Source organism: Pseudomonas sp. FGI182, assembly GCF_000511325.1.
Taxonomy (GTDB): Bacteria; Pseudomonadota; Gammaproteobacteria; order Pseudomonadales; family Pseudomonadaceae; genus Aquipseudomonas; species Aquipseudomonas putida_Z.
In genome coordinates, this window is the sequence record NZ_CP007012.1 from 4,113,133 (window position 1) to 4,134,447 (window position 21,315).

Here is a 21,315-nt window from a genome sequence, read left to right on the forward strand (position 1 = left end):
CCGTCCGGGGCGCCTGCGCGCCAAAAAAACCCAACAAAAACAATAAGTCCGGGAACCACAACATGAAACGCATCACCTCGTCCCTCTTGCTGGGCAGCAGCCTGCTGGCCACCCTCCCCGCCCACGCTGGCGAATGGCTGCAGTGGCATGGCGAAAGCCTGACCTACCTGTACGGCAAGGATTTCAAGGTCAACCCACGCATCCAGCAGACGGTGACCTTCGAGCACGCCAACAAATGGAAGTACGGCGATACCTTCATGTTCGTCGACAAGGTCTTCTATAACGGCAAGCCCGACCCGGGCAAAGGCGTGACCAGTTACTACGGTGAGTTCAGCCCGCGCCTGTCGTTCGGCAAGATCTTCGACCAGAAGCTGGCGTTCGGCCCGATCAAGGATGTGCTGCTGGCCATGACCTACGAGCGTGGCGAGGGCGACAACGAGGCCTACCTGATCGGCCCCGGCTTCGACCTGGACATCCCCGGCTTCAACTACTTCACCCTCAACTTCTACCTGCGCAACACCGAAGGCAGCCGCCCCGGTGACAACGTCTGGCAGATCACCCCGGCCTTCTCGTACACCGTTCCGGTGGGCAAATCCGACATTCTGATCGACGGTTACATGGACTGGGTGGTCGACAACGACCAGACCCGCCGTGGCACCTACCACGCCAACCTGCAGTTCAATCCACAGGTCAAGTACGACCTGGGCAAAGCCCTGAACCTGGGCGCCAAGCAGCTGTACGTGGGCATCGAGTACAGCTACTGGAAGGACAAGTACGGCATCGACAGCCAAGGCAATATCGACAGTAACCAGAGCGTCACCAGTGCCCTGATCAAGGTGCACTTCTAGAAAACTGACCAAACGCACAAGTTTGTACCACACTGCTCCAGGACGGAGCACTTGAGGCAAGGCGCGCAAGCCAGTAATCTGCGCGCCCCCTCGATCAGGGCAGAAGGGATTCTGCCTGCGTTTACTGACCGCTCAGTCAATGAATTCGGGCGGTTGGCCAACGTGTTGCCAGCCTGAAAGACCCTTTTCATCCGTTCAGAACGAAGTCGAGCAGGAAGGTTTTGCCAGCCCAGGAAAGTTGGCTCAACCCTTGCCAAACAGCTGTGGCCTATCGAAAAAAGCTGACTCAAAAGACAAAAAAGCGCCAACAACGAGCGCTGACAATAGATCAATCAAGGGAGCGACACTCGCAATGCGTACCATCAACAGCCTGATCCTCGCCGGCGGCCTGCTGGCCTGTGGCACCACCTTCGGCGGCGACCTGCTGCAATGGCAGAACAACAGCCTGACCTACCTGTGGGGCAAGAACTTCAAGGTCAACCCGTCGATCCAGCAAACCGTGACCTTCGAGCACGCTGATGGCTGGAAGTACGGCGATAACTTCATCTTTGTCGACAAGATCTTCTACCAGGGCCAGAAAGATGAGGGCAATGGCCCGAACACCTACTACGGCGAAATCAGCCCGCGCCTGTCGTTCGGCAAGATCTTCGACCAGAAGCTGGCCTTCGGCCCGGTCAAGGACGTGCTGCTGGCGATGACCTACGAGTTCGGCGAAGGTGATACCGAGTCGTACCTGATCGGCCCTGGTTTCGACCTGGACATCCCTGGCTTCGACTACTTCCAGCTGAACTTCTACAACCGCACCACCGACGGCAGCCGCGCCGGCGACAACGTGTGGCAGATCACCCCGGTGTGGTCGTATACCATTCCGGTCGGTTCGTCCGATGTGCTGATCGACGGTTTCATGGACTGGGTGGTGGACAACGACGAGAACCGCCGCGGCACCTACCAGGCCAACCTGCACTTCAACCCGCAGATCAAGTATGACCTGGGCAAGGCCTTGCACCTGGGCGAGAAGCAGCTGTATGTGGGTGTGGAGTACGACTACTGGAAGAACAAGTACGGCATCAAGGATTCCGATGCCTTCACCACCGACCAGAACACCATGAGCTTCCTGCTCAAGGTTCACTTCTGATCTGAGTACAGGGGCCGCCTTGCGGCCCATTCGCGGGTAAACCCGCTCCCACAGGGTCCGCACCGGATTCATGGCAGACGCTATACATGTGGGAGCGGGTTCACCCGCGAACCGGGGCAACGCCCCGGCCATGCAACTCAGGTGGCCGGCCGAACCGCCCGCCACAGTTTCCCCGCAATGCCCACCACCGCCAGCACCACGGCACCGGCCACAACCCCGACACCGCCGTTCAGCAGCGCCACGGTCAACGCCCCGCCACGCCCTGCACTGAACGCCTCGATGGCATGATGCAGCGGCCCGATGCCATGCACCAGGATCCCGCCACCGACCAGGAACATGGCCGCCGTGCCGATCACCGACAGGCTCTTCATCATGTATGGCGCGGCACGCAGAATGCCGTTACCCACCGCCCTGGCCAGGCGTGATGCCTTGCGGGTCATCCACAGCCCCAGGTCATCGAGCTTGACGATACCGCCCACCAGCCCGTACACGCCGATGGTCATGACCACCGCGATACCCGACAGCACGACGATCTGCTGGGTCAACGGCGAGTCGGCAACGATGCCCAGGGTGATGGCGATGATTTCCGCCGAAAGGATGAAGTCGGTACGTACCGCGCCCTTGATCTTGGCTTTCTCGAACGCCACCAGGTCGACATTGGCATCGGCCACCGCCTCCTTGAGCGCTTCATGCTCGGCGTCAGTCTCGGCCTTGCTGTGCAGGAACTTGTGCGCCAGCTTCTCGAAACCCTCGAAGCACAGGTAGGCGCCGCCCAGCATCAGCAACGGCGTCACCGCCCAGGGGATGAACGCACTGATCAGCAGCGCCGCCGGCACCAGGATGGCCTTGTTCACCATCGAGCCCTTGGCCACAGCCCACACCACCGGGATCTCGCGCTCGGCACGCACCCCGGTGACCTGCTGGGCATTCAGTGCCAGGTCATCGCCCAGCACGCCTGCGGTCTTTTTCGCCGCCACCTTGGTCATCACCGAGACGTCATCAAGCACCGTGGCGATGTCGTCAATCAGTACCAGTAGACTGCTTCCTGCCATGTTTGCCTGTATCCAGAAGAGTGAGTGCCCAGGATTCTAGCCCAAAGCCGCTGCCTTGAGCGCCCGTCGAGCCCGGTGCTACCATGCCCGATCCCTCTTAGAGGTGGCCAGACACGAGGAAGATCCCTGACCATGAGCACCATTCGCGAGCGCAACAAGGAACTGATCCTGCGCGCGGCCAGCGAGGAATTCGCCGACAAGGGCTTCGCCGCCACCAAGACCAGCGATATCGCGGCCAAGGCCGGCCTGCCCAAGCCGAACGTGTATTACTACTTCAAATCCAAGGACAACCTCTACCGCGAGGTCCTGGAAAGCATCATCGCGCCGATCATGCAGGCGTCGACCCCGTTCAATGCCGACGGTGACCCGAAGGAAGTGCTGAGTGCGTACATTCGCTCGAAGATCCGCATTTCCCGCGACCTGCCGCATGCGTCCAAGGTGTTCGCCAGCGAGATCATGCACGGCGCCCCGCACCTGTCGCCGAACCAGGTAGCGCAACTGAACGAGCAGGCGCGGCATAATATCGAGTGCATCCAGCGCTGGATCGACCGCGGGCAGATCGCCCATGTGGATGCGCATCACCTGATGTTCAGCATCTGGGCAGCGACCCAGACCTATGCCGATTTCGACTGGCAGATCTCTGCGGTGACCGGCAAGGCCAAGCTGGCCGACAGCGATTATGACGCGGCGGCGGAGACCATCATCCGCATGGTGCTCAAGGGCTGTGAGCCCGAGATAGCCTGACAGGGCCAGTGGGGCTGCCTTGCAGCCCATCGCGACACAAGGCCGCTCCTACAAGGGATCGCGTACTACCTGCGATCCCTTGTAGGAGCGGCCTTGTGTCGCGAAAGGGCCGCAAAGCGGCCCCAGCCATCTTCAGCCTTACGCCGCTACCCCGGCATCCGCCTTCAACCCCACCTCCTCGATCGCACTGATCGCGCACTGCTCGTCGATATCCGACGTATCCCCGCTGATCCCTACCGCACCCAGCACCTTGCCGTCCTGATCACGCACCAGCACGCCACCCGGCGCCGGCACCACCGGCCGCTCGCCCAACCCGTTCAGCGCGGCAAAAAATGCCGGCCGCTGCTGCGCGTCCAGCGCCAGCAGGCGCGAGCCCTTGCCCAGGGCAATCGCGCCCCAGGCCTTGCCGGTGGCCACCTCCGGCCGGATCAGGCTGGCGCCATCCTCGCGTTGCAGCGCCAGCAAGTGGCCGCCGGCATCCAGCACCGCCACGGTCAGTGGCGCGGCATTGATCTTGCGGCCCGCCGCCAGCGCGGCATTCACCAGGCTGACCGCGACTTTCAGGTTCAAAGCGTTCATGGAAAGGTCCTCTTCTTGTTGTGAGAAGCCCTGAGGGCAGTTGAAAACCGATAGAACAAATAGAACACAACGAAAGATATTTTTGTATACAATATTTTGAAACGATCGTATGCGATGGCGCAAACCTCCGTTTTCACGGGCGCTCGAACGAAAGCGACGTCCGCCGACGAAAACCCGTTGACCTAAGCGGCCAGCCGTGAATACACTCTGGCACAAAGCAAGTTGTATACAATTACAAAATCGATGAGGCACAAACCATGAGCAAAATGAGAGCAATCGATGCAGCCGTTCTGGTCATGCGCCGTGAAGGTGTAGATACCGCGTTCGGCATCCCGGGGGCTGCCATCAACCCGTTGTACTCGGCCCTGAAGAAAGTCGGTGGCATCGATCACGTCCTCGCTCGTCACGTCGAAGGCGCCTCGCACATGGCCGAGGGTTACACCCGTGCCAACCCGGGCAACATCGGCGTGTGCATCGGCACCTCCGGCCCAGCCGGCACCGACATGGTCACCGGCCTGTACAGTGCCTCCGCCGACTCCATCCCGATCCTCTGCATCACCGGCCAGGCCCCACGTGCCCGCCTGCACAAGGAAGACTTCCAGGCTGTCGACATCACCAACATCGTCAAGCCGGTCACCAAGTGGGCCACCACCGTTCTGGAGCCAGGCCAGGTGCCTTACGCCTTCCAGAAGGCCTTCTATGAAATGCGCACCGGCCGCCCAGGCCCGGTACTGATCGACCTGCCGTTCGACGTGCAGATGGCCGAAATCGAATTCGACATCGACGCCTACGAGCCGCTGCCAGTGCACAAGCCGTCCGCCACCCGCGTACAGGCCGAAAAAGCCCTGGCCCTGCTCAATGACGCCGAGCGCCCGCTGCTGGTAGCCGGTGGCGGCATCATCAACGCCGACGCCAGCGACAAGCTGGTCGAGTTCGCCGAACTGACCGGTGTACCGGTAATCCCGACCCTGATGGGCTGGGGCACCATCCCGGACGACCACGCACAGATGGTCGGCATGGTCGGCCTGCAGACTTCGCACCGCTACGGCAACGCCACCCTGCTGAAATCCGACCTGGTGTTCGGTATCGGTAACCGCTGGGCCAACCGCCACACCGGTTCCGTCGACGTCTACACCGAAGGCCGCAAGTTCGTGCACGTGGACATCGAGCCGACCCAGATCGGCCGCGTGTTCACCCCGGACCTGGGTATCGTTTCCGACGCCGGCAAGGCACTGGACGTGTTCCTCGAAGTGGCCCGCGAGTGGAAAGCCGCCGGCAAGCTGAAGTGCCGCAAGGCCTGGCTGGAAGACTGCCAGGAGCGCAAGGCAACCCTGCAGCGCAAGACCCACTTCGACAACGTGCCGGTCAAGCCGCAGCGCGTCTACGAAGAAATGAACCAGGTATTCGGCAAGGACACCTGCTACGTCAGCACCATCGGTCTGTCGCAGATCGCCGGCGCGCAGTTCCTGCACGTGTACAAGCCACGCCACTGGATCAACTGCGGCCAGGCCGGCCCGCTGGGCTGGACCATCCCTGCCGCCCTCGGTGTGGTCAAGGCCGATCCGAAACGCAAGGTGGTCGCGCTGTCGGGTGACTACGACTTCCAGTTCATGATCGAAGAGCTGGCGGTGGGCGCACAGTTCAACCTGCCGTACGTGCACGTACTGGTGAACAACGCCTACCTGGGCCTGATCCGTCAGGCGCAACGTGGCTTCGACATGGATTACTGTGTACAACTGGCGTTCGAGAACATCAACTCGACCGACGCCGCCACCTACGGTGTCGACCATGTCGCCGTGGTCGAAGGCCTGGGCTGCAAGGCCATCCGTGTATTCGAGCCGGCCGAGATCGCCCCTGCCCTGCTCAAGGCACAGAAGATGGCCGAAGAGTTCCGCGTACCGGTGGTGGTCGAAGTGATTCTCGAACGTGTGACCAACATTTCCATGGGCACCGAGATCAACGCGGTCAACGAGTTCGAAGACCTGGCCCTGGTCGGCAACGACGCGCCAACCGCCATCTCGCTGCTGGACTGATCGCCTGACGCCCCCGTGCCGGCCCCTACCTGAGGGCGCCGGGGGCCTTCATCGCAAGGAGACACAACATGCCTCGCTTCGCTGCCAACCTGTCCATGCTGTTCACCGAACAGGACTTCCTGGCCCGCTTCAAGGCTGCCGCCGATGCTGGTTTCAGCGGCGTCGAATACCTCTTCCCGTACGACTTCAGCGCTGCCGAGATCAAGCAGCAGCTGGACGCCAACGGCCTGACCCAGGTGCTGTTCAACCTGCCGGCGGGCGATTGGGCCAAGGGTGAGCGCGGTATCACCTGCCACCCTGACCGCGTCGAGGAATTCCGCGCCGGTGTCGACAAGGCCATCGAATACGCCAAGGTGCTGGGCAACACCCAGGTCAACGCCCTGGCCGGCATTCGCCCACAAGGCCCGGACTGCGCCACCGTGCGCAATACCTTCGTGGAAAACCTGCGCTACGCCGCCGACAAGCTGAAAGCCGCCGGGATCCGCCTGGTCATGGAAATGATCAACACCCGCGACATCCCCGGCTTCTACCTGAACACCACCAAGCAGGCCCTGGAAATCCAGGCCGAGGTTGGCAGCGACAACCTGTTCCTGCAGTACGACATCTACCACATGCAGATCATGGAAGGTGACCTGGCTCGCACCATGGAAGCCAACCTGAAACTGATCAACCACATCCAGCTGGCCGACAACCCCGGCCGCAACGAGCCAGGCACCGGCGAGATCAACTATCGCTTCCTGTTCGAGCACCTGGACCGCATCGGCTACCAGGGCTGGGTGGGCGCGGAGTACAAGCCGCTGACCACCACCGAAGCGGGCCTGGGCTGGCTGAAGACCCATAACGCTATTTAAGGACCACACGCACCTTGTAGGAGCGGCCTTGTGTCGCGAAAGGGGTGCGCAGCGCCCCCAGGATTTCAGCTACGGCATAGATTGCCGGGGCTGCTGCGCAGCCCATCGCGACGCAAGGCCGCTCCTACACGGGGCCGCGTTGTCTGCTCCATCGAGATTCAACAAATACAACGAGGTAATCTCTCATGGCTAAAATCGGTTTCATCGGCACCGGCATCATGGGCAAGCCCATGGCTCAGAACCTGCAGAAAGCAGGTCACAGCATCTTCGTTTCCACTCACCACGACGCTGCCCCGGCCGACCTGATCGCCGCCGGTGCCGTGGCCCTGGCCAACCCGAAGGAAGTTGCCCAGGAAGCCGAGTTCATCATCGTCATGGTCCCCGACACCCCGCAGGTCGAGAGCGTCCTGTTCGGTGACAACGGCGTGGCCGAAGGCGTGGGCCCGAACAAGGTCGTGATCGACATGAGCTCGATCTCCCCTACCGCTACCAAAGCCTTCGCCGAGAAGATCAAGGCCACCGGCGCTGCCTACCTGGACGCACCTGTGTCCGGCGGCGAAGTCGGTGCCAAGGCCGCGACCCTGAGCATCATGGTCGGTGGCTGCCCGAAAGCCTTCGAGCGCACCCTGCCGCTGTTCGAAGCCATGGGCAAGAACATCACCCGCGTCGGTGGCAATGGCGACGGCCAGACCGCCAAGGTGGCCAACCAGATCATCGTTGCCCTGAACATCCAGGCCGTTGCCGAAGCCCTGCTGTTCGCCGCCAAGAACGGCGCCGACCCGGCCAAGGTACGTGAAGCACTGATGGGCGGCTTCGCCTCGTCGAAGATCCTCGAAGTGCACGCCGAGCGCATGATCAAGGGCACCTTCGACCCAGGCTTCCGCATCAACCTGCACCAGAAGGACCTGAACCTGGCCCTGCAGGGTGCCAAGGAACTGGGCATCAACCTGCCCAACACCTCCAATGCCCAGCAAGTGTTCAACACCTGCCAGGCCCTGGGCGGCGGCAACTGGGACCACTCGGCGCTGATCAAAGGCCTGGAGCACATGGCCAACTTCTCGATCCGCGACGACAAATGATTTAGATCCGGGGGCTGCTGCGCAGCCCTTTCGCGACGCAAGGCCGCTCCTACAACGGATCGCGGTCCCCTGTAGGAGCGGCCTTGTGTCGCGAAAGGGGCGCAAAGCGCCCCCAAAATCTCAGATCCAACACCTTTGAACCTGCGACCACAGGTTCAAAAGTGGCACCGAGCAACACCCGCCCCTGGTTCGGCCTGCACGGAGGCAGTTCCAGGGGCGTTTTTGATTCTGCAGAACAACAATAATTGGGAGCCTGCCATGTCGGTCGATCCGCAAAAACTTCTCCGCGAGCTGTTCGACACAGCCATCGCCGCCGCCCACCCCCGTCAAGTCCTCGAACCCTACCTGCCCGCCGACCGCAGCGGCCGGGTCATCGTCATCGGTGCCGGCAAGGCCGCAGCCGCCATGGCCGAAGTGGTCGAGAAAAGCTGGCAGGGCGAAGTCTCCGGGCTTGTTGTCACACGGTACGGTCACGGCGCCAACTGCCAGAAGATCGAGGTGGTCGAAGCTGCTCACCCGGTCCCCGATGCCGCCGGCCTGGCCGTGGCAAAACGCGTGCTGGAACTGGTCAGCAACCTCAGTGAAGACGACCGCGTCATCTTCCTGCTGTCCGGCGGTGGCTCGGCGCTGCTGGCCCTGCCCGCCGAAGGCCTGACCCTGGCCGACAAGCAGCAGATCAACAAGGCGCTGCTGAAATCCGGCGCCACCATCGGCGAGATGAACTGCGTGCGCAAGCACCTCTCGGCGATCAAGGGCGGCCGCCTGGCCAAGGCCTGCTGGCCGGCCACGGTGTACACCTATGCCATTTCCGATGTCCCGGGCGACCTCGCCACGGTGATCGCCTCCGGCCCGACCGTGGCCGACCCGAGCACCTCGGCCGATGCCCTGGCCATCCTCAAGCGCTACAACATCGAAGCGCCCAAGGCCGTTATCGACTGGCTCAACAACCCAGCCTCGGAAACCGTCAAGGCCGATGACCCGGCCCTGGCCCGCAGCCACTTCCAGCTGATCGCCAAACCCCAGCAGTCGCTCGAAGCCGCCGCGGTCAAAGCCCGCCAGGCCGGGTTCAGCCCGCTGATCCTCGGCGACCTGGAAGGCGAATCACGCGAAGTGGCCAAGGTGCACGCCGGTATCGCCCGGCAGATCGTCCAGCACGGCCAGCCGCTGAAGGCACCCTGCGTGATCCTGTCCGGCGGCGAAACCACCGTGACCGTGCGCGGCAATGGCCGTGGCGGGCGCAACGCCGAATTCCTGCTCAGCCTCACCGAAAGCCTGAAAGGCCTGCCGGGCGTGTACGCCCTGGCCGGTGACACCGACGGTATCGATGGCTCGGAAGAAAACGCCGGCGCCTTCATGACCCCGGCCAGCTACGCCCGTGCCGAAGCCCTGGGCCTGTCGGCCAGCGACGAGCTGGACAACAACAACGGCTACGGCTATTTCGCCGCCCTGGATGCGCTGATCGTCACCGAGCCGACCCGCACCAACGTCAACGACTTCCGCGCCATCCTGATCCTCGAGACTGCCCAATCATGACGCCTGATAAAAAAGTCAAAATCCTCGCCACCCTTGGCCCTGCGATCAAAGGCATCGACGACATCCGCCAACTGGTAGAAGCCGGGGTGAACATCTTCCGCCTCAACTTCAGCCACGGCGAGCACGCCGACCACGCCCTGCGCTACCAGTGGATCCGCGAAGTCGAGCAGCAACTGAACTACCCACTGGGTATCCTCATGGACCTGCAAGGGCCGAAGCTGCGCGTCGGCCGCTTTGCCGACGGCAAGGTGCAGCTGCAACGCGGCCAGGCCCTGCGCCTGGACCTGGACAACACCCCGGGCGACAGCCGCCGGGTCAACCTGCCGCACCCCGAGATCATCGCCGCCCTCGAGCCGGGCATGGACCTGCTGCTGGACGACGGCAAGCTGCGCCTGCGTGTCACCGCCAAGCACAGCGACGCCATCGACACCGAAGTGCTGGCCGGTGGCGAGCTGTCCGATCGCAAGGGTGTCAACGTGCCGCAAGCGGTGCTCGACCTCTCCCCGCTCACCGAAAAAGACCGCCGCGACCTGGCCTTTGGCCTTGAACTGGGCGTGGACTGGGTGGCCCTGTCGTTCGTGCAGCGCCCCGAAGACATCACCGAAGCACGCCAGCTAATCGGTGACCGTGCCTACCTGATGGCGAAGATCGAAAAGCCATCGGCAGTCGAACAGCTGCAAGCCATCGCGGAGCTTGCGGATGCGATCATGGTGGCCCGTGGCGACCTGGGCGTGGAAGTGCCGGCCGAAAGCGTGCCGCAGATCCAGAAACGCATCATCGGCACCTGCCGCCAACTGGGCAAACCGGTGGTGGTGGCCACGCAGATGCTCGAATCCATGCGCTTCTCGCCAGCGCCGACCCGCGCCGAAGTCACCGACGTTGCCAACGCCGTGGCCGAAGGTGCCGATGCGGTGATGCTGTCGGCCGAGACTGCGTCGGGCGAGTACCCGCTGGAAGCCGTGCAGATGATGAGCAAGATCATCCGCCAGGTGGAGAACGGCCCGGACTACCAGGCCCAGCTCGACGTTGGCCGGCCGAAGGCCGAGGCCACCGTGTCGGACGCCATCAGCTGCGCCATCCGCCGTATCAGCGGCATCCTGCCGGTGGCGGTGCTGGTCAACTACAGCGAGTCGGGTGCCTCGACCCTGCGCGCGGCCCGCGAGCGGCCACGGGCCCCGATCCTCAACCTGACCCCGAACCTGACCACCGCGCGCCGCCTGAGCGTAGCGTGGGGCGTGCACTCGGTGGTCAACGACCGCCTGCGCCAGGTGGACGAGGTTGTTTCCACTGCCCTGGAGATTGCCCAGGCACAAGGCATGGCCAGCCGTGGCGACACGCTGCTGATCACTGCCGGTGTGCCTTTTGGCAAGCCAGGGTCGACTAACACGCTGCGGATCGAGACCTTGATCTAAAGCACCGCATCTCTCCTGTGGGAGCGGGCGTGCCCGCGAAGAGGCCAGCAGGGACAACGATGTTGCCTGAGCTGACGCATTCGCGGGCACGCCCGCTCCCACAGGGTCGGTGGTGTCGCACACAACTGCGGAAAACCCGAGGCCCAAAGAGGCCCACCGCTCCCCATCAACCTCACTGACTGCCCCGATGTACACCAAAAATTTCGTCAACCCGTGCCCCGACTGGGCCACGGCGTTACTCAACGGCTTCAGCCAGGTGCTGCTGCTGCGCACCCCCCTGTGCGGCCTGTGCTGCCTGCTGGCCATCCTGCTGACCGCCCCCGGCCTGGTCGGTGGCGCCCTGCTCGGCGCCCTGGCCGGCCTGCTCACCGCCCAGGCACGCAGCTACGACCGTGCCGACCGCCAGGCCGGGCTGTACTGCTACAACGGCGTGCTGATCGGCATCCTGATCAGCGCCGTGCTGCCCTGGTCGGTCATCCTGCCGCCACTGATCATCGCCGCTGGCGGCCTGTCCAGCATCATCACCCACCAGTGGCGCAAGCGCGGCGGCAAACTGCTGATCGCCTACACCGCACCCTTCGTGCTGCTGGGCTGGGCCGTGTTGCTGATAGCCACCCCCTCGCCCAGCGGCTTCGTCGAAGCCGACCCGCTGTACGCGTTGGCGCGTGGCGTGGGCCAGATCTTCCTGCTCGATCAGCCCCTGGCCGGTCTGCTGATCATCATCGGCATGTTCATCGCCAACCCCTATGCCGCAATGTGGGCGGTGATCGGCTCGGCTATCGGCGGCGGCGTGGCACTGTTCGCCGACCAGGCGCAAGCCGCCTGGCTGGGCCTGTACGGTTTCAACGCCGCGTTGGCGGCACTGGCGTTCAGCAGGCAAGGTGAAAAGCCGTGGGTGACACTGCTGGCCATTGCCCTGGCCCTGCTGCTGCAACCGCTGTTCAAGCTGCTACCGGTGCCCGGCCTGACCGCGCCCTTCGTCGCCGCCTGCTGGCTGATGCACCTGGGCAACCACCTGGCCCAGCCCAGGCAGCGTGACGCCAGCCGCTTGCACAGCTGAAATGCAGCCCCTAGGCTCAGCCCATCACTTTTGTGGAACGAGCCAATGAACAACCCTGCGAGCCTGCGCGAGCAGCTCTACATCATCGTCTTCCAGACCGATACCGTGGCTGGAAGACGCTTCGACAAGATCCTCCTCCTGATCATCCTGGCCAGCCTGGTTACCGTCATCCTCGACAGCATCGACGAAGTGCATCAGGGCTACGCCGGCCTGCTGGCCGGCATCGAGTGGGGCTTTACCGCGATCTTCCTGGCCGAGTACCTCACCCGCCTGTACTGCTCGCCCAAGCCTTTGCGCTATGCCTTCAGCTTTTATGGCCTGGTCGATCTGCTGGCGATCGTGCCGGGGATCATCGCGCTGTACTACAGCGACGCCCAGTACCTGCTGATCATCCGCGTGATACGCATGCTGCGGATCTTCCGTGTGCTCAAGCTCAGCCCGTACCTCAAGCAGGCCCATTACCTTATGGAGGCGCTGCGCGGCAGCAAGCAGAAGATCATCGTGTTTCTGGTGACGGTATCGACCCTGGTGACGGTGTTCGGCACCTTGATGTATGTGATCGAAGGGCCTGAGCATGGCTTTACCAGCATTCCCAAGGGCATCTACTGGGCCATCGTTACCCTGACCACGGTAGGCTTTGGCGACATCGTGCCGAAGACCCCACTGGGGCAGGTGCTGTCGTCGCTGGTGATGATTACCGGTTATTCGATCATCGCCGTACCGACCGGGATCTTTACCGCCGAGCTGGCCAATGCCATGCGCGGGGAGCAGCTGCAGCATGATTGCCCGACCTGCAGCAAGAAGAGCCATGAGCATGGCGCGGCGTTCTGTTCGCGGTGCGGGAATGTGCTGTTTCCCAAGCAATGATTCCGCCTGTTCCGGCCCTTTCGCGGGTAAACCCGCTCCCACAGGATCACCACATACCCGAACCGTGCGCGGTCCCTGTGGGAGCGGGTTTACCCGCGAAAGGGCCAGAACAGGCGGAAGCATAACCAAAGTGTTTTTTGTTCTTTAACCCCCACAAACCCACCCGCTATAGTCGCAGGCAAACTGCCAACACCTTCTCGATAACAAGGAAGCAACGTGAAAAAACTCTTCACCGCCTCGCTGCTCGCCGCAGGCCTTGCCCTGGGCAATTTCGCCCAGGCTGCCCCCACCCTGCTCAACGTTTCCTACGACGTGATGCGCGACTTCTACAAGGACTACAACCCGGCCTTCCAGAAGCACTGGGAAGCCGAGCACAACGAGAAGGTCAACGTGCAGATGTCCTTCGGCGGCTCGAGCAAGCAGGCGCGAGCGGTGATCGATGGCCTGCCGGCCGATGTCATCACCATGAACATGGCCACCGACATCAACGCCCTGGCCGACAACGGCAAGCTGGTGCCGGACAACTGGGTAACCCGCCTGCCGAACAACAGCGCGCCGTTCACCTCGGCCACTGTGTTCATCGTGCGCAAGGGTAACCCCAAGGCGTTGAAAGACTGGCCTGACCTGCTCAAGGATGGCGTTCAGGTGATCGTGCCAAACCCCAAGACCTCGGGTAACGGCCGCTACACCTACCTGTCGGCCTGGGGCTATGTGCTCAAGCAAGGCGGTGATGAAAACAAGGCCAAGGACTTTGTCGGCAAGCTGTTCAAGCAGGCGCCGGTATTGGACACCGGTGGCCGCGCCGCCACCACCACCTTCATGACCAACCAGATCGGCGACGTGCTGGTGACCTTCGAGAACGAAGCCGAAATGATCGCCCGCGAGTTCGGCCGCGACCAGTTCGAAGTGGTCTACCCGAGCGTGTCGGCCGAAGCCGAGCCGCCGGTCAGCGTGGTCGACAAGGTGGTGGCGAAGAAAGGCACCCAAGCCGCGGCCGAGGAATACCTGAAGTACCTGTGGTCGCCAGCCGCTCAGGAAATCGCCGCACAGAACTACCTGCGCCCGCGTGATGCGACGGTACTGGCCAAGTACACCGACCGCTTCCCGAAAGTGGACTTCCTGTCGGTAGAGAAGACCTTTGGTGACTGGCGCACCGTGCAGAAGACCCACTTCAATGATGGTGGGGTGTTTGACCAGATCTACACCAACAATCAGTAATTGATGTAAGCCTTACCGGCCTCTTCGCGGCTAAAGCCGCTCCCACAGGAACCCCACAGCCCTCAGGTTTTGCACTGTACTTGTGGGAGCGGGTTTACCCGCGAAGAGGCCAGCAAGGGCAACATCAGACCTGACGGAATACCAGAGCCTTCAAGCCCCCCGCCGGGTCCACATCAGGAAACTCCGGCGGGTTCTCCAGCCGCTCGATGAATGCCAGCGACGGCGCCTGCTCCGCCATCCCCTCGATCAGAAACTCTGGCCCGATGCCCGGGTCGTTCACGCACGCCAGCACCGTCCCGCCCTCGCTCAACAACTCCGGCAAGCGCCGCAGGATCTTCGCGTAATCCTGGGTCAGCACAAAGCTGCCGCGCTGGAAGGTCGGCGGGTCGATGATGATCAGGTCATAAGGCCCGTACTTGCGCACCTTGCCCCACGACTTGAACAGCTCGTGCCCCAGGTACGCCACCCGCGACGCATCGTGGCCATTGAGGCGATGGTTGTCGCGGCCCCGGGACAACGCCGACTTGGCCATGTCCAGGTTCACCACCTGCTCGGCGCCACCGGCAATCGCCGCCACCGAGAAACCGCAGGTGTAGGCGAACAGGTTCAGCACGCGCTTGCCCGCCGCCTGCTCGCGCACCCAGCGCCGACCATAGCGCATGTCGAGGAACAGGCCATTGTTCTGCCGCACGCCCAGGTCCAGCAGGTAGGTCAGCCCGTCCTCGACCACCTCGCGCTGCTGGCACGCTTCGCCCAGCAGCCACTGGCCCGGGCTGTCGGGCAGGTAGCGATGCTGGAGAAGGATGGCTTGACCAGTCCACTGCGGGCGCTCGGCGAGAGTACGCAGCATGGCCTCCAGTTCGGCCAGCTGGCCTTGCGCCGGCTCGCGGAACAGGGCGACCGACAGCACGCCTTGCAGCCAGTCCACGGTGACCTGCTCCAGGCCCGCCCAGCAGCGGCCGCGGCCGTGGAACAGGCGGCGGGTTTCCTGCGGGGCAGGGTCGAGGGCGGCGAGCAGGTGTTGCTCCAGAGTCTGGATCGGCGAAGTCATCATGGGTCGCAAACTGGCAAAAGCGGCATTCTACCTTGCGGGCCCTTTCGCGGGTAAACCCGCTCCCACAGGATCACCACAGGCCCGAACCGTGTGCAGCACCTGTGGGAGCGGGTTTACCCGCGAAAGGGCCCGCAAGACCACCTCATTCCTCTGCCACAACCCGCACTGGCCTGAACCACCACCCCTGCTGCATCCCTGCCGCCGCCAGCAGGATCAACGCCACCCCCAGCCACTGCAACGGTGCCAGCCGGTGCCCGAACGCCACCCAGTCCACCAGAATCGCCGCAATCGGGTAGATGAACGACAGTGCCCCGGTCAGCGCCGTGGGCAGGCGCTGGATGGCGCTGTACAGCAACACATACATCAAGCCGGTGTGCACCATGCCCAAGGTCACCAGGCTGGCCAGCGCCGGCACTTCACCCGGCAACCCGCCAAGCTTGACCCACGGCGCCAGCAACAGCACACCCGTGGCCACCTGGATCAGCGCGATCAGGTGCGGTGGCGTGCCACTCAGGCGCTTGATGATCAACGCCGCGATGGCATACAGGAAGGCCGCCCCCAGCGCCAGCGCAATGCCCAGCAAATAGTCCTCACCGCCACCCTGCCCCGCGCCATGGGCACTGACGATGGCCAGCATGCCGAGGAACGCCACGCTCAGCCAGGTGACCTTGGCCAGGGTAATCTTCTCGCCCAGGAATACTGCCGCCAGCCCCACCAGCATGAACGGCTGCACGTTGTACACCGCCGTGCCGATGGCAATCGACGCCCGCGAGTAGGAGGCGAACAGCAGCACCCAGTTGCCGACGATGGCCACACCGCTGGCAATCGCCAGCAGGAACGCCGTGCGGCTGATCACGCCCGGCCGCAGGAAGCCGAACCCCGCGCAGATCGCCAGCAAGGTCACGGCACCGAACACGCAGCGCCAGAACACCACCTCGAGCACCGGCTGGCCGGACACCAGCACGAACCAACCGATGGTCCCGGAAATCAGCATGGCAGCGACCATTTCCAGCGAGCCACGACGCAATGAACTGTCCATCTCACACCTCCTGTTGAAGACGGCAACAGTATGCAAAGGTTGCTGGCCGGCCTTCCAGCGGATAACGAAGGAAGATTGGCATGTTTGCCTTTACTATCAAGGCAAATCACGCGAACTACCTGCTTGAGGTGACCATGACCGATGCCATCGACCAACTGCTGATCAACGCGCTCATGGAAGACTCGCGCCGCTCGCTCAAGGCCCTGGCGCAAATCAGCGGGCTGTCGGCGCCCAGCGTCAGCGAACGCCTGCGCCGCCTGGAGGAACGCGGCGTGTTGCGCGGTTACACCGTAGAGGTCGACCCGCGCGCCTTCGGCTACCAGCTGCAGGCCATCGTGCGCATCCGCCCGCTACCCGGGCAGCTGCAGGAGGTGGAACGGCAGATCGTCGCCATTGCGGAGTTCACCGAGTGCGACAAGGTTACTGGCGAGGACTGCTTCATCGCCCGGCTGCATGTGCGCTCGATGGAGCAGCTGGATACCCTGCTCGACCGCATCAATGTGCTGGCCGAGACCAACACCGCCATCATCAAGAAAAGCCCGGTGAAGCGGCGGTTGCCGCCGATGGATTGAGTTTTGCCTGTACGGGCCTCTTCGCGGGTAAACCCGCTCCCACAGGATCTCGACGGGCCTGAATGCTGTGGGGTACTTGTGGGAGCGGGTTCACCCGCGAAGAGGCCGGCACAGGAAAAAGCTGACTAATTTTTGTACACAAGAATGTCACCATAAGTGCCGTTTTTGTGTGCACTTTCCAGAATCACGCCCCAATACGTTACACACTTCCCACAACTTATTCTGACCAAATGATCAACTAAATCATCCTCGAAAAATTTAAACCTGTTCATTTGGTCAACTTATATCTCCTTCATTTCATCAACTTATATTTCAACAAGATAGATTCGAAATGATGGTCAGCTGCAAGTTGCTTTTTCCTTGGCATGGAACTCGCTTTTGTGTGTTCGTGTTTTGTATACAAATCAAGCAAAACATAAATACACAAGAACCCGCGACGCCGACCCAACATCGGCCGCCGCGCCCCAAACCCTGAGATGCCAACGCTGCACCGACGAGATGGCGAGCCCGTGCGCATGCCCGCTCATCGCAGTCCACGTGCATCAGGAGCCCGCCGGAATGAGTACCAGCCTCGACCTTGCCCCTGAACTATCCGTCGCCAGCACCCACCCCGCTTCCCCTCTCGCCGGCAGCCAGCCGGAACTTGCCCTGAGCCCTCGCCTGCATAACCGCGACCTCGCCCCGACGCGCATCGAAGGCCGCCGCTGGGGCGGCTACAGCATCTTCGCGCTGTGGACCAACGATGTGCACAACATCGCCAACTACTCGTTCGCCATGGGCTTGTTCGCCCTCGGCCTGGGTGGCTGGCAGATCCTGCTGTCGCTGGCCATCGGCGCGGCGCTGGTGTACTTCTTCATGAACCTGTCCGGCTACATGGGGCAGAAGACCGGCGTGCCGTTCCCGGTCATCAGCCGCATCGCCTTCGGCATCCACGGCGCGCAGATCCCGGCGCTGATCCGCGCGGTCATCGCCATCGCCTGGTTCGGCATCCAGACCTACCTGGCTTCGGTGGTGCTGCGCGTGCTGCTCACCGCCGTATGGCCGCACATGGCGGCCTATGACCATGACAGCATCCTCGGCCTGTCGAGCCTGGGCTGGGCATGCTTCGTGTCGATCTGGCTGGTGCAGCTGGTGATCCTGGCCTACGGCATGGAGATGGTGCGCCGCTACGAGGCCTTTGCCGGCCCGGTGATCCTGCTGACCGTCGCCGCCCTGGCGGTGTTCATGTACATCAAGGCCGACGCCCGCATCGCCTGGTCGGTGGCCGAACCGCTGACCGGCTACGAGATGTGGCGCAACATCTTTGCCGGCGGCGCGCTGTGGCTGGCGATCTACGGCACCCTGGTGCTGAACTTCTGTGACTTCGCCCGCTCCTCGCCATGCCGCAAGACCATCCGCGTCGGCAACTTCTGGGGCCTGCCGGTGAACATCCTGGTGTTCGCCGTGATCACCGTGGTGCTGTGCGGCGCGCAGTTCCAGATCAACGGCCAGATCATCGACAGCCCTACCCAGATCGTCGCCGCCATCCCCAACACAGCGTTCCTGGTGCTGGGCTGCCTGGCCTTCCTGATCGTCACCGTGGCGGTGAACATCATGGCCAACTTCGTCGCCCCGGCCTTCGTCCTCAGCAACCTGGCACCGCGTCACCTGAACTTCCGCCGCGCCGGGCTGATCAGCGCCACTCTGGCAGTGCTGATCCTGCCGTGGAACCTGTACAACAGCCCGCTGGTGATCGTGTATTTCCTGTCCGGCCTGGGTGCCCTGCTCGGCCCGCTGTACGGGGTGATCATGTCCGACTACTGGTTGCTGCGCAAAGGCTGCATCAACGTGCCGCAGCTTTACAGCGAAGACCCGGCCGGCGCCTACCACTACACCAAGGGCATCAACCTGCGCGCGGTGGCCGCCTTCGTGCCGGCCGCACTGCTGGCCATCGTCCTGGCCCTGGTGCCCAACTTCCATGGCGTGGCGCCGTTCTCCTGGCTGATCGGTGCCGGCATCGCCGCCGCCCTGTACCTGCTGATCGCCCCACGCAAACGCCAATACCACGACGTCAGCGGCGAATGCATCGCCGTTGACCACAGCAGCCATTGACCAGGGAGGACTACCCATGCGCATTCTGATCGCCAACGTCAACACCACCGAAGCCATCACCGAAGCCATTGCCGAACAGGCCCGTACGGTGGCCGCACCCGGCACCGAAATCATCGGCCTCACCCCATGGTTCGGTGCCGAGTCGGTGGAAGGCAACTTCGAAAGTTACCTGGCCGCCATCGCGGTGATGGACCGGGTGCTGGCCTACGAAGGCCCTTACGACGCCGTGATCCAGGCGGGTTACGGCGAACATGGCCGCGAAGGCCTGCAGGAACTGCTGAACGTGCCGGTGGTGGACATCACCGATGCCGCCGCCAGCACGGCGATGTACCTGGGCCATGCCTACTCGGTGGTGACCACCCTGGACCGCACCGTGCCGCTGATCGAGGACCGCCTGAAGCTCTCCGGCCTGTATGACCGCTGCGCATCGGTACGCGCCAGCGGGCTGGCGGTGCTGGAGCTGGAAGCCGACCCGCAGCGCGCGGTGGAGGCGATTGTCGAGCAGGCAGAACGCGCCGTGCGCGACGACAAGGCCGAGGTGATCTGCCTGGGTTGCGGCGGCATGGCCGGGCTGGACGAGCAGATCCGCCAGCGCACCGGCGTGCCGGTGGTGGATGGTGTGAGTGCGGCGGTGACCATAGCCGAATCGCTGGTGCGCATGGGCTTGAGTACCTCCAAGGTACGTACCTATGCCACGCCACGGGCGAAGAAAGTGGTGGGTTGGCCGATGCGGTTCGGGCGCTAACCCTCTATTTGCCTGTGCCGGCCCCTTCGCGGGCTTGCCCGCTCCCACAGGCCCCCACCGCTCTCAAGGGCTGTGCTGTACCTGTGGGAGCGGGCAAGCCCGCGAAGAGGCCGGTACAGGCAAACCATCACCAGTGGATCAGGTCGGGCAGCTATGCGCACCATCATTCAGGCCCTGACGCACGTTGCGGCTGAGCAGGCTGGCCTTGCCGTCGTGCCAGGTCAGGGTCAGGACGTAGAGGGTGTCGAAGTCGTCGCCGCTCCAGTCCTCGGTGATCACCCGCTCCTCACCGAGGGCCTTGCCAGCCACGGCATTGATCAGGTCAGGGAGGTAGCCATGCGACCAGGCGGTGTACACGGTCGCGTTACGGTACTTGTCGCGCAGCAGCTCTTCGGCCAGCGCGTCGGTGTCGTTGGCGCCATAGTCGATGTTTACCGGCAGGCCCAGGCGAATGGCGCTGGGGCTGATGGTCATCAGCGGGCGAATGTAGCTGTAGCTTTCGTCCTTGCTGCCTTCCTCGACATGCCGCGAGGGGTTGGCAGCGAACACGTAGTCGGCCTTGCCAAAGCGCTCGGGCAGCACGGTAGCCAGGTCCAGCGCACGGTTGAGGCCCTGGCAGTTCAACTGGCCCAGCCCCTCGCCCGGCTTCTCGGCGTGGCGCAGGAACACAAGGGTCTGGGTGCCATCCACCGGTTGCGCCCGGCTTTCGACAGCTTCCAGCGCCAGCGGTACGGCTATGGCTGTAAGCGTCAGGCTCAGCAACCAGTGACGACGACGGCGGAAGAATGTTGGCAACTTCATCAAGACAGGCCCATGTGGCAGAAAGAATCGGGTAGACCCGCCACATCACCCCGCCAACAGCACCGCGGGGCATCCTTGTAGTGAATGCCGTCCATGGCAACGAGTGAGGGTGAGAGTGCCCTGAACCCGTTTGGTTCCTCCCTGGAGGTGGATGCCGTTCCCTAGGCAAGGCTTAGATTAGAGGATGGGTGTTGCTGAAATGTGTAGGGCGCAAGAACATCGGGTTGCAGTACGGCCACTCAATCATCCCGCGTCAGCACTTCCAGCAATTCGATCTCGAAGGTCAAATCCGAGTTCGGCGGAATCGCCCCCACGCTGCGTTCGCCATAGCCCAGGTGGGCCGGTACCAGGAGCTTGCGCTTGCCGCCAACGCGCATGCCCATCAGGCCTTGATCCCACCCCTTGATTACCCGACCCGTGCCGATCACGCACTGGAACGGCTTGCCGCGCGACCAGGACGAATCGAACTCGCTGCCGTCGGCCAGCCAGCCGGTGTACTGGGTGGTGATCAGGGCGCCTTTGACGGCGGCTTTGCCATCCCCCTCCACAAGGTCGATGATCTGCAGTTCTTGGCTCACGGGGCACACTCCAACGCTGGAAAC

20 protein-coding genes are annotated in these 21,315 nt (G+C 63.1%); 14 read left to right on the forward strand and 6 right to left on the reverse strand.

Annotated features, from left to right (window positions below):
* Positions 1–62 precede the first annotated feature (62 nt).
* The gene (locus C163_RS18065; protein WP_025340032.1) at positions 63–848 is read left to right on the forward strand and encodes an outer membrane protein OmpK; all 786 of its coding nucleotides are present in this window, start codon (positions 63–65) and stop codon (positions 846–848) included.
* Positions 849–1,200: 352 nt separating this feature from the next.
* Positions 1,201–1,983, forward strand: a complete 783-nt coding sequence (locus C163_RS18070; RefSeq protein WP_025340033.1) for an outer membrane protein OmpK — start codon at positions 1,201–1,203, stop codon at positions 1,981–1,983.
* Positions 1,984–2,120: 137 nt separating this feature from the next.
* On the opposite strand, the gene C163_RS18075 is transcribed toward C163_RS18070, so the two are convergent.
* Positions 2,121–3,035 carry a DUF808 domain-containing protein gene (locus tag C163_RS18075; protein ID WP_025340034.1) on the reverse strand — a complete coding sequence of 305 codons (915 nt, stop codon included), beginning with the start codon at positions 3,033–3,035 and terminating at the stop codon, positions 2,121–2,123.
* 132 nt (positions 3,036–3,167) lie between these two features.
* Here C163_RS18075 and C163_RS18080 point away from each other — a divergent pair, with 132 nt between their 5' ends.
* Positions 3,168–3,779, forward strand: coding sequence for a TetR/AcrR family transcriptional regulator (locus C163_RS18080; protein ID WP_025340035.1), 612 nt, complete (start codon positions 3,168–3,170; stop codon positions 3,777–3,779).
* A 138-nt stretch (positions 3,780–3,917) separates the two neighbouring features.
* Here C163_RS18080 and C163_RS18085 read toward each other — a convergent pair whose 3' ends face one another.
* Entirely contained in the window at positions 3,918–4,358 is a 441-nt protein-coding gene (locus C163_RS18085) for a heme-binding protein (RefSeq protein ID WP_013973539.1), read from the reverse strand.
* A gap of 257 nt (positions 4,359–4,615) precedes the next feature.
* On the opposite strand from C163_RS18085, the gene gcl reads away from it, so the two are divergent.
* The 8 genes from gcl to C163_RS18125 all read left to right on the forward strand — a co-directional run bounded on the left by gcl (position 4,616) and on the right by C163_RS18125 (position 14,411).
* Positions 4,616–6,391, forward strand: coding sequence for a glyoxylate carboligase (gene gcl, locus C163_RS18090; RefSeq protein WP_015271168.1), 1,776 nt, complete (start codon positions 4,616–4,618; stop codon positions 6,389–6,391).
* Between the two features lie 68 nt (positions 6,392–6,459).
* Entirely contained in the window at positions 6,460–7,242 is a 783-nt protein-coding gene (gene hyi / locus C163_RS18095) for a hydroxypyruvate isomerase (RefSeq protein ID WP_025340036.1), read from the forward strand.
* 185 nt (positions 7,243–7,427) lie between these two features.
* Entirely contained in the window at positions 7,428–8,321 is an 894-nt protein-coding gene (locus tag C163_RS18100; protein WP_025340037.1) for a 2-hydroxy-3-oxopropionate reductase, read from the forward strand.
* Between the two features lie 258 nt (positions 8,322–8,579).
* Positions 8,580–9,854 (forward strand): glycerate kinase, encoded by a 1,275-nt coding sequence (locus C163_RS18105; RefSeq protein ID WP_025340038.1) that lies wholly within the window; start codon positions 8,580–8,582, stop codon positions 9,852–9,854.
* Positions 9,851–11,266 carry a pyruvate kinase gene (gene pyk, locus C163_RS18110; RefSeq protein WP_025340039.1) on the forward strand — a complete coding sequence of 472 codons (1,416 nt, stop codon included), beginning with the start codon at positions 9,851–9,853 and terminating at the stop codon, positions 11,264–11,266. The genes C163_RS18105 and pyk overlap by 4 nt, the downstream gene beginning before the upstream one ends.
* A 187-nt stretch (positions 11,267–11,453) precedes the next feature.
* Positions 11,454–12,326: an urea transporter gene (locus tag C163_RS18115; RefSeq protein WP_025340040.1), complete on the forward strand. Its 873-nt coding sequence runs from the start codon at positions 11,454–11,456 to the stop codon at positions 12,324–12,326.
* A gap of 45 nt (positions 12,327–12,371) precedes the next feature.
* On the forward strand, positions 12,372–13,193 hold the full coding sequence (locus tag C163_RS18120; RefSeq protein ID WP_013973544.1) for an ion transporter: 822 nt from the start codon (positions 12,372–12,374) through the stop codon (positions 13,191–13,193).
* Between the two features lie 216 nt (positions 13,194–13,409).
* Positions 13,410–14,411 (forward strand): sulfate ABC transporter substrate-binding protein, encoded by a 1,002-nt coding sequence (locus C163_RS18125; protein ID WP_015271174.1) that lies wholly within the window; start codon positions 13,410–13,412, stop codon positions 14,409–14,411.
* Positions 14,412–14,535: 124 nt separating this feature from the next.
* Here C163_RS18125 and C163_RS18130 read toward each other — a convergent pair whose 3' ends face one another.
* Both C163_RS18130 and C163_RS18135 read right to left on the reverse strand, forming a co-directional pair.
* On the reverse strand, positions 14,536–15,462 hold the full coding sequence (locus tag C163_RS18130) for a class I SAM-dependent methyltransferase (RefSeq protein WP_025340041.1): 927 nt from the start codon (positions 15,460–15,462) through the stop codon (positions 14,536–14,538).
* Positions 15,463–15,607: 145 nt separating this feature from the next.
* Entirely contained in the window at positions 15,608–16,504 is an 897-nt protein-coding gene (locus tag C163_RS18135; RefSeq protein WP_025340042.1) for a DMT family transporter, read from the reverse strand.
* Positions 16,505–16,638: 134 nt separating this feature from the next.
* Between C163_RS18135 and C163_RS18140 the strand changes: the two genes are divergently transcribed.
* From C163_RS18140 to C163_RS18150, 3 genes are all read left to right on the forward strand, one after another.
* Positions 16,639–17,076, forward strand: coding sequence for an Lrp/AsnC family transcriptional regulator (locus tag C163_RS18140; RefSeq protein WP_025340043.1), 438 nt, complete (start codon positions 16,639–16,641; stop codon positions 17,074–17,076).
* Positions 17,077–17,634: 558 nt separating this feature from the next.
* Positions 17,635–19,167 (forward strand): NCS1 family nucleobase:cation symporter-1, encoded by a 1,533-nt coding sequence (locus C163_RS18145; RefSeq protein ID WP_025340044.1) that lies wholly within the window; start codon positions 17,635–17,637, stop codon positions 19,165–19,167.
* 16 nt (positions 19,168–19,183) lie between these two features.
* Positions 19,184–19,912: an aspartate/glutamate racemase family protein gene (locus C163_RS18150; protein WP_025340045.1), complete on the forward strand. Its 729-nt coding sequence runs from the start codon at positions 19,184–19,186 to the stop codon at positions 19,910–19,912.
* Positions 19,913–20,050: 138 nt separating this feature from the next.
* Here C163_RS18150 and C163_RS18155 read toward each other — a convergent pair whose 3' ends face one another.
* The gene (locus C163_RS18155; protein ID WP_025340046.1) at positions 20,051–20,713 is read right to left on the reverse strand and encodes a hypothetical protein; all 663 of its coding nucleotides are present in this window, start codon (positions 20,711–20,713) and stop codon (positions 20,051–20,053) included.
* Positions 20,714–20,952: 239 nt separating this feature from the next.
* Entirely contained in the window at positions 20,953–21,291 is a 339-nt protein-coding gene (locus C163_RS18160) for an FKBP-type peptidyl-prolyl cis-trans isomerase (RefSeq protein WP_003254365.1), read from the reverse strand.
* Positions 21,292–21,315 lie beyond the last annotated feature (24 nt).